The sequence below is a fragment of the Nitrosomonas halophila genome, from assembly GCF_900107165.1.
Classification (GTDB): Bacteria; Pseudomonadota; Gammaproteobacteria; order Burkholderiales; family Nitrosomonadaceae; genus Nitrosomonas; species Nitrosomonas halophila.
This window is the reverse complement of record NZ_FNOY01000150.1, coordinates 1-1,180: the sequence shown is the minus strand read 5'-3', so window position 1 is coordinate 1,180 and position 1,180 is coordinate 1. Positions and strand designations below refer to the sequence as shown.

At 47.0% G+C, this 1,180-nt stretch carries 2 protein-coding genes; both read right to left on the bottom strand.

Features of this window, described 5'->3' with window-relative positions:
* Positions 1–37 precede the first annotated feature (37 nt).
* On the bottom strand, positions 38–694 hold the full coding sequence (locus BLV85_RS14750) for a phosphate ABC transporter substrate-binding protein (RefSeq protein ID WP_090415962.1): 657 nt from the start codon (positions 692–694) through the stop codon (positions 38–40).
* A gap of 297 nt (positions 695–991) precedes the next feature.
* On the bottom strand, positions 992–1,180 hold a 189-nt coding region (locus BLV85_RS15565; RefSeq protein WP_218132867.1), incomplete at its 5' end, for a hypothetical protein.

The window sequence follows — 1,180 nt, the reverse complement described above, 5'->3', positions numbered from 1 at the left end:
GATTTCGAACCTTTCATGGCGCAGAAATCGCATTATATCATGCACTTGGCGCGCTACCTGAACCGGATGTCGCCCACAGATTCTGCTGACGAGCCCCAATTGAAAGATAGCCTATCGCATGGCGGTTACCGGCAATGATCTTGATCCCTTGCTGATTATCTCCGATGATGGCGTGTGGTTTAATCGCGCTATTTTTCAAACGGAAATACTCCAGAAACAGTTCCAACGTAGAGCGGCCTTCGGCTTTGTTGACAACGGTTATGCGCGCACTCTGCCCACCGATTGTTTTCCAGTTGGTTATTTTTCCCTGATAAATCGCGACGATCTGCTCTTGAATCAGTGCAGTCAGTGGGTTACTCGCATGCAGCACGATGCCAATCCCGTCAAGCGCAATGGTATGCGCTAGCAAATCTCGCTCCTCGGGTTTCAACGCACGAGATACCAAACCAATGTCAGCGATCTTGCGGCGTGTATCATGCAGACCACGAGAAGAACCGCCTGTCTGTACCTCGACCCGTACCCCTGGATGAATGGATTCAAACCGTCGACCGATTTCGCTCATCAGCGGCGCCATCGTGCTGGAACCGGTCAATAACAATTTCTGTGCAGCCGCATGGATGCAAGTCGGCCAGCCGGCATGCCCGACAAGTAAAATCACGATCAGGCTGAAAAAGCTCTTGCTTGAGAGGGTCATGCTATTTTACCTGGTTCAATTTCCAATCATACTTCAGAATGTCCGTCGCTCCCTATCGGCATGGTACGCAAAGAGCTGGCCCGAACCAAGCTGGATTTGTCGAAATGGCGAATAAACTTAATCCCATCCATAAACCTGCTTCTGTCAGACTATTGATCGCATAGTGTTTTAGCAATAGTCAGAAGCAACCAATATTTTATTTCTTGGACTATTTATAACCTTATTTATCCTGATGAAGAAGGAACCGAAGTCATTTTCCTTAACATGATTGTTACCCGAATACAAGGCATTGTCATTTTAAATCCTTGACTGGACTAAAATCCCGGCATACAGTGAAGATATGATGTGCGTATATGAGTAGCAGGTATTTTTCTTAGTGATTAATAAAAATGGCTCGTCAGCAGAATCTGTGGGCGACATCCGGTTCAGGTAGCGCGCCAAGTGCATGATATAATGCGATTTCTGCGCCATGAAAGGTTCGAAATC